General features: G+C 53.7%; 6 protein-coding genes and 1 pseudogene. 2 read left to right on the forward strand and 5 right to left on the reverse strand.

The genetic code is table 11. From position 1 onward, the window contains the following. Positions 1-246 precede the first annotated feature (246 nt). Positions 247-2,088, forward strand: a complete 1,842-nt coding sequence (gene hscA, locus HFM78_RS15695; protein ID WP_287130401.1) for a Fe-S protein assembly chaperone HscA — start codon at positions 247-249, stop codon at positions 2,086-2,088. A 7-nt stretch (positions 2,089-2,095) separates the two neighbouring features. Here hscA and HFM78_RS15700 read toward each other — a convergent pair whose 3' ends face one another. The 4 genes from HFM78_RS15700 to HFM78_RS15715 all read right to left on the reverse strand — a co-directional run bounded on the left by HFM78_RS15700 (position 2,096) and on the right by HFM78_RS15715 (position 8,687). Further along, complete coding sequence (locus HFM78_RS15700) at positions 2,096-3,649, reverse strand: hypothetical protein (protein WP_287130402.1); 1,554 nt, start codon at positions 3,647-3,649, stop codon at positions 2,096-2,098. Positions 3,650-3,691: 42 nt separating this feature from the next. Beyond that, positions 3,692-4,420: a hypothetical protein gene (locus tag HFM78_RS15705; protein ID WP_287130403.1), complete on the reverse strand. Its 729-nt coding sequence runs from the start codon at positions 4,418-4,420 to the stop codon at positions 3,692-3,694. Beyond that, a complete protein-coding gene (locus tag HFM78_RS15710; RefSeq protein ID WP_287130404.1) occupies positions 4,407-6,266 on the reverse strand; it encodes an ATP-binding protein in 1,860 nt (619 codons plus the stop codon). Before HFM78_RS15710 ends, HFM78_RS15705 begins: the two co-directional genes overlap by 14 nt. Positions 6,267-6,755: 489 nt before the next feature. Next, positions 6,756-8,687, reverse strand: a complete 1,932-nt coding sequence (locus HFM78_RS15715) for a PAS domain S-box protein (RefSeq protein ID WP_287130405.1) — start codon at positions 8,685-8,687, stop codon at positions 6,756-6,758. Between the two features lie 183 nt (positions 8,688-8,870). Here HFM78_RS15715 and HFM78_RS15720 point away from each other — a divergent pair. Continuing rightward, positions 8,871-9,044 (forward strand): annotated as a pseudogene (locus HFM78_RS15720) (RNA-guided endonuclease TnpB family protein); the annotation flags it as partial. Positions 9,045-9,092: 48 nt separating this feature from the next. On the opposite strand, the gene HFM78_RS15725 reads toward HFM78_RS15720, so the two are convergent. After that, positions 9,093-9,273, reverse strand: a 181-nt coding sequence (locus HFM78_RS15725; protein ID WP_287130407.1) for a hypothetical protein, incomplete at its 5' end; no start/stop codon positions are given.

The following is a 9,273-nucleotide window of genomic DNA, read 5'->3' on the forward strand; positions in this document are numbered from 1 at the left end:
GGTCATACTTAGTAGCCCCTTTGGTGTCAATCCAATAGCGCAAGGCTTTATTGCGGATGAATTGGAAGGTGCGGATCGCCTCATCAATTAAGGCGAACTCCTCAGAGGTGGTGACTAACTTTGATTCAAGAACTAACATACTGCTGGGTTTTACGCCGCTCTTGATAAACCGGATCGGCATTCTGCCTCTGTAAAGCATGAACGTCGGGAGTATGTCACTTTGGAGGAAAGACTGGGAGTCAGCGCATGGGTAAAGTAATCGGGATTGACCTAGGGACGACCAACAGTCTCGTGGCCTGGATGACCCCCCAGGGACCCCAGATTGTCCCTGATAACGAGGGGCGGGCACTGTTACCGTCTTGTGTCGCTTTTGATGAGCAAGGTAAGCCTCAGGTGGGCCGGTTGGCGCGGCAAGGAGCAGTGGCGGGTCCTGAGCGGACTTTCTTTTCCTTCAAACGTTTTATGGGCCGGGGACTGACAGAGTTCGCTGGGGAACTGGGGTATATGCCCTATCCCATTGAGGGAGATGAGCGCACGGTGCGTTTCCCGGCGGGGAGTAAGGAATATTCGCCCGTCCAGCTATCGGCGATGGTCCTCGCTACCTTGAAGCGTCGCGCCGAGCGTTATCTCGGGGAGTTTATTCTCAATGAAGCGGTCATCACCGTGCCCGCCTATTTCAACGATGCCCAACGTCAAGCCACTAAGGACGCTGGGGAGATGGCGGGGCTGGATGTCCTCCGTATCCTCAACGAACCCACGGCGGCAGCCTTGGCCTACGGTTTGGACCAGCGCAAAACAGGCACAATTGCCGTCTACGACTTGGGAGGCGGGACCTTTGATGTCTCGGTTTTGCGCTTAGAGGGCGGGGTCTTCCAGGTCCTTGCCACCGCTGGAGATAACCAGTTGGGGGGCGACAATATTGATGATTTATTAACGGCTGCCCTCCTGAGTGAGACCCCAGAACTCATCCAGGACCGCAACTGGCTCAACCAAGTCCGTAACTTGGCTGAGGCTGCTAAAAAAGACTTGTCCACTCAGGAGACTGTGCGGGTGATCCTCGACTTACCCACCGGACCCCTAGACCGCACAATTCGGCGCGAGGACTTTGAAACGCTCATCACGCCCTTGGTGGAGCGGACCCTGAAGCCCTGTACCCAAGCTCTCCAAGATGCCGGTTTGACCCCCGGTGATATTGACGAAGTGGTCTTGGTGGGCGGCTCGACTCGGATTCCCTTAGTCAAACGGCGGGTGGCTGAGCTATTCGGACGCACTCCCCACGACGAACTTAACCCCGATGAAGTCGTTGCCCTCGGTGCGGCGGTCCAGGCGGATGTCTTGGCAGGCGGGACTCGGGATGTTTTATTGCTAGATGTCACGCCTTTATCTCTGGGGATTGAGACCTTAGGCGGGGTGATGGCCCGCTTGATTGACCGCAATAGCACGATTCCCTGTCAGGCCCGTGAGACCTTCACGACGGCGGTGGATGGACAAACGGGTATCGAAGTCCATGTCCTTCAAGGCGAACGGGAACTGGCCCAGGACAACCGCTCCCTCGAACGCTTCACCCTCAAGGGGTTCCCGCCGATGCCCGCTGGGTTGCCCAAGGTGGAGGTGACATTCTTGATTGATGCCAACGGGATTTTGAATGTCACGGCCCATGAGTTGCGGTCTGGGGTAGAGACCACGGTGGAGGTGCGCCCGAGTTACGGGGTGGTTGACGCACAAGTTGAACAGATGCTCGAAGATGCTTTCATCCATGGCGAGGAAGACCTGCAACAACGACAACGGATTGAAGCCCAAGTCGAGGCTGACCGCCGTCTACCCAAGGCCGAAGAATTATTAGTCGAGATGCAAAGTCAGGTCCCCGAAGCTGACCTCATTCCCTTTAGTACCGCTTTGACCGAGCTACAAACCAGCTACGCCGGTGGGAACTACAAAGCGATCAACGCCGCTCTTGAGGCCCTCGAAGCTGCCGCTCAACCCTTGGTAGAACTCAGGATGAACCAGTCTGTCCAACAGGCCCTCCAGAATACAAAACTTGATGAGGTTCTAGCCAAAGTGGAGCAGGCTCGCCGTGAAGGACTTTAGAGCCAGCCTACGGTGTGCCCGCCAAGACTGCTAACTGAGCATTGAGTTGGTCGAGTAGACGGACGGAATCAGCGGTGTCAGGACCCTCCCAGAGGTGGAGATGCGAGAGCATGACCTGTTGGGAGGCCAGAATCTGGTGGCGTTCCTCTAGGCTGCGTAACTGCACTTCGAGACTGGCACGGCGCACGGCGAGGGTGAGTTGTTCCTGGGTCAAGCTGGCCTGTTCCTGCTGCCAATTTTGATAGGCTTCTGGTCCGGCCTTGAGTTGTTCGCCCAGATGCTGATGCAGCTGATTAAGCCCCGCGAGAGCCTCTTTTAGGTCGGGGAGTAACGCTTGGTGGGGGTTAGTCACGGGAGCGGGGGTACCTTCTTGTTGAGCAACCAGTTTGGTCAGTAGGTCGCGCTCCTCGTTGAGATGGGCTTCGTCGTTAGCGAGACGGACTTTTTGACGGGCTACGGATTCGCGCAGGTCAATACAGGCTTGCCGGATGAAATCCAGTTCATCTTCCACATCGGCAATCTCTTCGGGGTCGGCGTTTTCGTTGCGTAGTTCCTGGAGTCGTTGTTGGAGTTGTTCGAGTTGTTCTTGTTGTAGTCGGGCTTCTTCATCCTGTTGCAGGACTTGGTTGGCGCGTTGGAGGTAGTCGCGTTGCTGTTCACTCAGGCGGCGGCGTAGTTGTTCAAGTTCTTCGGGGGTGGCGGTGGCAGTCGGAGTCGTAATTTGTCCACCGCAGCGTTCTATTAGGAGAGCAAGTTGTTGTTGTTGATGCTCGATTTGGTGGAGCCATTCGGTTAGGATAATCCTCTGGTCCGGGGTTAACGGGGGTTCTGGTAAGGCTGAGGCGCGGACGGTGAGTTCCTGTTGCTCTTGTTCACACAGGTTCAGGTGTTCACCCAGGGCTTCTAACTGGGGAAATAACTCGCTGAGATGATATTCGATGGTGTGCAAAAGATCCGCCAGGACGCGCTGGAAGGTCTGTTGTTGCGTGGACTGGGCCTGGAGATGTTCCGTCAGGTGACTCATCTCTATCTGCAACTCACTCAGGTCCACGCTGCCCTTGCTGGGTTCTCGCTGGATATTTGTATACTCGGTCTGTAACGGTTGCTCGGCTTTTAGTTGTGCCCATTGCCAACCCTGGTCAGCCCCGTCATCCCCGGCCCGCAACTGAGCAAGCTCCGTCAAGAGTTCATGTTCGCGGTTTTGCCAGTCCTGTTCGCGGCTGTCGAGGGCTTCAGCTTGGTACTGGAGGGATTCGCGCCAAGTTTCAATCTCTTGAGCTTGGTTTTTGAACATCTCTAACTGACGACCAAACCCCTGCAACAGAGCTAAAATCTGTTCCTCGGCATCATCTACCCGTTGGACTTGGTTGGTATCGTTTAGCTCGACCATGACCATGGCCCCGTGGGGATAGCGGGTCAGACGGTCGGCAGTGGTTTTATCGCAGGGGGTGAGCTTTTTGTTAGTGCGCCACAGATATTCCCCCTCTTCCCGAGCGAAGATTTGTAATTCCACCACATTGCCCATCATGCCGCGTTTTTGAACAACTCCCAGGTGGCGCATAACAGTTCCTTGCAGGGGTACGGGGGTTTGTTATAAGGATGCTTAGATTATCTTACCCCCGTTCAGCGGTTGCTCTCGCTCTGTGCGCCACCATTCATAGAGGGCGGTCGGTTGCCATGTCGCATCCAGTAACCCCCCTGCTCCGGCGAAAGTTCCCGCTAAAACCAAACCCACTTGGGGCTGACGGAGCAGCCAAGTCAAGGCATACATATGTAAAGTACGACGGGTTGCTGAGTCGGGTCCTAGGTCAACACCTAGCAGCCAACAAGGAACTGTCAGTAAAGGTTGGAGCGTCAGGACAATTTCTCGCCGTTGAGCCACTGGGGTTTCGGTGGTGAGAGCCAAACCTTGGGTTGGGTAGACCCTGGGTTGCCCCGCTGTTGGATACGCTATCCCCACATGGTTCCTCGGCAATAATTCCTCTAAACCGACCGTTGCTGTACCGGCAAGGACATAGGGAACGATGCCCACGCTGAGGATTTGCCGGGTGAGACTAACGAGATCGCCCCCGGTCAAGAGGACCGTCGTCTTAGTCTGTTTGAGGAAAACCAACAGCGAGTCCACAGACCCCGCCCCGGTAAAGGTAATTAAGGGCGCACCCAGGGGCCGCCAGAGCGCAATGAGTTGGTCCAAGTCGGTCTGGTTCCGCACCAAGGACCAGTCTTGGTCAAAACCCCAAACCAAGGACGCGGCAGCCTGAGTCGGCCTTGCCATCAGCAACGCCAAGACTCCCCCGAGCCACTGCCGGCGGGAGGACTCAGGCCAGGACACGGGTTTCCTGGTAGAGTTCGAGGTCTAGCCAGAACATCGTCCCCTCACCGAGGGCACTGGTGAGTTGAATCTTGCTGTAGTGTTTTTCGGCAATATTGCACACAATCGAGAGGCCCAAACCGGTACCCTCTAGCGTGTGGACCCGATTCTCTACCCGGAAGAACCGCTCAAAAACCCGCGCTTGGTCCTCCGGGGCAATGCCAATCCCGGTATCGCGCACCCAAAGCCGTACGCGGTCCTGTCCATGCAACTGGTAATTCTTCGCTCCGACCTCAATGGTGCCGCCCGCTGGGGTGAACTTGAGGGCATTGCCGACGAGGTTGGCAAGTAGTTGGTTAATTAAATCGTAATTAGCAATCACCAGGGGCAGTTCCGGGTCCACGGTCTTCTGGAGGGTGATCTGTTTCTCTAGGGCATTGAGTTGGTAAGCCCGGAGAGTCTGTTCCATCGGTTGCACGAGGTCGAGGGGTTCCATGGTGTACTCGCGGCCCGATTCTAAGCGCGACAGGTCCAGGACATCATTCACTAAACGGGTCAGACGGTCGGTCTCACGCAGGGCAGTTTCCAGGAATTCGCGCTGCCGCTCGGGCTCTAGTTCATCTTGAAAATCGAGTAGGGTCTCAATGAAGCCCCGGACGCAGTGCAGGGGGGTCCTGAGTTCGTGGGAGACGTTGCCGATAAACCGGGTCTTGGCCTCGTTGAGTTCAGCTTCACGGGAGATGTCTTGGATGGTCAAGACCACCCCACTCAGGTCCATCCCTGTCAGGACTGGGGACATCAAAACGCGCAGGGTCCGTTGGGGATGATCTAGGAGGACTCTGGATTCGGCTTGTTCCAGTTCACCCTTAGCAACTTTCACCAAGAGGTCTTCCACTTCGACGCGCAGGCCCACGGGTAGACGGTCTAGTAAGTTGTGACCGACGATATTGATCTCCCACTGCAAAATCCGGTCGGCGGCGGGGTTGACCAGTTGCACAGTGAGGTTGTTATCTAGGAGCAAGGCCCCGTCGGCAATCGTGGTAAGCAGGGTCTCCAGTCGGGCTTTTTCGGCGGTCATCTCCTCGATATTCTGGGCCTCATAACCCTGGAGTCGGTCTGCCATGGTATTAAAACTACGAATCAACTCCCCTAACTCCCCCCCGAAAGGTAAGATAATCCGCTGTTGGAAGTTGCGCTGACTGATCCCGCGCACCCCCGCCACCAGTTCTTTGAGCGGTTGGGTAATCGTGAGGGCATTGAAAACCGCCCCCAATAGCGCAATTAAACCCACCAAAATTCCCACGGCAATCGTGACTTCAATCGCCAGTCGCGAGGAGGTAACTAATGTTGGATTGGCATTGATGCCCAAGGCCACGACGCCGAGGTACTGGTTGCCGTCGTAAATCGGGAAAAAGATATCCGTGACCCGGCCCGAGGGCGAGGAGGGCGAGGAGTGTTCACGGGTGGCGGGTAGGCTCTCCGGGATATCTACTCGGCGGCGCAGGACTTCAGCGCGGTTAGGTTCTTCATTGGTAAAAGGACTGCCTTCCAGGATATTCCCCTGGCGGTCTAGGTAAATAATGTAAAGAATATTGGAATTACCGCGCCGGAACCCCTCAGTAAACTTAATCAACCCGGTGATGTTTTTGTCCTGAATTAAGGGCGCGGCATAGACGGCAAGTAACTGACCCACGGACTCCCCAAAGCGTTGGTCACTCTCGCGGGCATCCTCTTGGATCAGATTGAGTGCCCAAAAGGTGAACCCCGAGGCTAGGGCACCAATAATAATCGTCGCCGCTGCCAAGAGCCGGGTCTGAATGGTGATTTCCCACCACCAACGGGCGAGGGTCTGGGAGAACTTGGGCAAGGCCGTAACCCAATACTGTACCGATTGTAGTACCCATTCTCTACAGGAAAGCCCCAGCCTACTGTCTAGGGCGCACTGGTGTACAGGCGTTCTCCTCAGCTAAGCAAACCCTATTTCGGGTCAAAATCGCTGCTTACTCGGTAGCAACCGTTGCTTGGTCAGTAGAAGTTTACTCAGCGGCTCCCCTGCCCCACTCGTGGGGAACCAAGAAGCTATTCGATAAACTTCGTTATTTGCAGGCTTGCATGTGTCAAGAAGTAAGCTCTGTACATTGGCTAAGCCGGCTGATGAAAACAGAAAAGCGTCAGGCTGTCAAGGGCTAGCTCTACTTAAATGTGTAAACTTTTATCACAAGAAAGTCTAGAGATAGTCAGCCGCTATCCCATACCAAAGTACTATATGGGTGTCTAAAAATAACTCCATATTACGGGGATCACTTCTATTTCCAATACCTCCGCTAATACTTGCGAATCATGTACTGCCCTAGAGTCAGGTTGGTGAATCAATCGGTAAACAAGGCAATGCTACTCTAAAACTAGTCTGCCCTTGACCACTCTGCACAACAATTGATCCGCCTAACTCCTCACTCAGTTGTTTGACCAAGGCCAACCCCAGACCCGTCCCTCCCTGCTGCCAGCGGTCCTGCTGCGGGACACGGTAAAATTTCTCAAAGAGTCGGGGTAGTTCATGGGCTGGGATCTCAATGCCGTAATTGGTCACAGTCACTTGGATGACTTGCTGACCCTGCGACCCAGGGGCCTCGACACCAACGACGATATCATTGTCGGGTGGTGTGTACTTACAGGCATTGTTAAGTAATTCGATAAGGATGCGTTCTAGACTCCGGCGGTCTGTCCAGATATCGGGGAATTGCTCATCAAAATTCAACTTTAAGTATTGACGACGCTGTTGCGTCCGTGTTTGAAAAAGTTCCAATAATTCAGGGAGCCAGCGTTGCAGCTGGAGCCATTCATAAACCAGTTCTCGCTTGCCGGCTTCTAACCTCTGCAAATCTAATAAATCATTGATGAGTTGGTGCTCCCGGTTGCATTCTTCTTTAATAATTTGCCAGTAACGTTGCTTACGTTCAGGACAGGATTCTTGCTCTAGTAAGTGGAGGGCTAGGGTCATATTGGTCAGCGGTGTCCTTAACTCATGGGAAACCGTGCTCAAAAAATCGTCCTTGAGTTGGCTCATCTTCGCCATCTCGCCCATTTCAAAGCAGGCTTGCGCCAATTCACGCCGTTGCTGCTCGGCTTCAATACGCGCCGTTACATCGTTGTGGACCCCAACAAAATGAGTGAGCGTCCCGTGTTCGTCGCAGATGGGCGCGAGGGAGAATTCATTGAGAAAAATACTGCCATCTTTACGATAATTCTTAAATAGTATCTGGCACTCGCGGACCTCGACCATCGCCTGCCGGAGCTGGGCGACGGCCTCTGGCTCGGTCTCAGGACCCTGGAGGAACCGACAACTACGACCTACCATCTCGGTCAGAGTATACCCCGTGAGCCTTTCAAAAGCCGGGTTGCAGTAGATAATTGGTGTCTCTGGCTGACGGGCATCGGCAACAACTACACCATTAGTGGTTGCCTGTAGGACCCGGTTAAAAAGCCGCATTTCTTCTTCGGCTTTTTTGCGACTTGTAATATCGGTGAGCAGACCCAAGGCACCCACAAAGCGCCCCTCAGCATCATAGAGCGGGTCCGTCGAAACAATGGCCCAGACCGCTCGACTATCGCGGTGCTGAAACTTGAAATCATGTTGTTCCCGTACCCCGGCCCGACGTCGGGCCAATAGGCGTGTGGCGAGTTGTTTGCCTTCTTCATCCATAAAATCAAAAAAAGTTTGCCCTATCATCTCAACTGGGGTGTAGCCCAACATATTGGCCATATGATCATTGACAAAAGAGGTCTGACCCTCAGGGTCAATCACCCAGGCGCCCTCTGTCGTTGTCTCAATAATGTTACGATAACGCTGCTCATTTTGGCATGAGACTTCTTCAGCCTGCCGTTGTTGCGTCACATCCCGCTGCACCGAAACCCAGTATCTCACTAGACCATCGGCATCGCGGACGGGGCTGATGCTCCACTCCACTTGATATTCCGAACCGTCTTTGCGGTAATTCACCGCTTCGCCACGAAAGGACTGGCCCTGCTGTAAACAGTGCCGTAGCTGCTCAAGGAGGGCAGTACTGGTGTTGGGTCCTTGAAGAAGGCGCGGGGTAGATCCGAGTACTTCTGATGGGCTATAGCCCGTCATCTGGGTAAACACCGTATTGGTATAGAGAATGCGCGGTCCAGGCTGAGTCAAAAGGCCATCAGTGATAACTATCGCATCAAGACCGTTATCAACCAGCGTTTCAAGCAGGTGCGAGGTATCCACAGAAGAGAAGGGAAACAGAAAAGGACTTCTGGTCATGGTACCTCAGGCAGTAAACGAAAAATAAGCTAGCCGAACTTAGAATACTACCTATACTTCTCAAATTATAGAAAACACCATAAAACCCACGCTCTTTAGCCGTGAGATATAAGGTGCGTGAGCCACTAAGCGAACAAATGTTTTAAGCTAGCAACCTCAGCTTAAATAAGTTATAATGCAGAAATGTTAGTCCTTGAGTCAAAGTTAGTCGCCGCCCCTAAGCAGTTCGCCTTAATTGATGAGGCGACCCGCACTTTCCAATTCATTCGCAATAAAGCATTACGCCACTGGATGGATACGAAGGGAGCCACTAAGTACGACCTCAATAAACAGTGTGCGATTCTTGCCAAGGAGTTTGTGTAGGCTAATAAACTAAAGGGCACCACGATTAATTGCTGTCTGTCCTCATAAATGAGAAAATAGGAGAAAGAGTTGGATTGAACATGGGGCAGCAAGGAGTCTGGGATTGGGAAAAACGGCAAGCACGCTTGGTTGAGCAAAAATGCTTTCTTCCTCAGCTTGATTCCTTGATGCCTTGGTCCGAATTTCGACCAATCTTAAACCAAGTTTACGAGCAACCCAGAAA

The organism is Candidatus Cyanaurora vandensis (assembly GCF_013285555.1).
In the GTDB taxonomy this organism is placed as follows: Bacteria; Cyanobacteriota; Cyanobacteriia; order Gloeobacterales; family Anthocerotibacteraceae; genus Cyanaurora; species Cyanaurora vandensis.

Bases quoted from the DNA above. Each gene is read 5' to 3' on its own strand.
- hscA (WP_287130401.1), top strand. From the start codon at position 247: ATGGGTAAAGTAATCGGGATTGACCTAGGGACGACCAACAGTCTCGTG.
- HFM78_RS15700 (WP_287130402.1), bottom strand. From the start codon at position 3,649: ATGCGCCACCTGGGAGTTGTTCAAAAACGCGGCATGATGGGCAATGTG.
- HFM78_RS15715 (WP_287130405.1), bottom strand. From the start codon at position 8,687: ATGACCAGAAGTCCTTTTCTGTTTCCCTTCTCTTCTGTGGATACCTCG.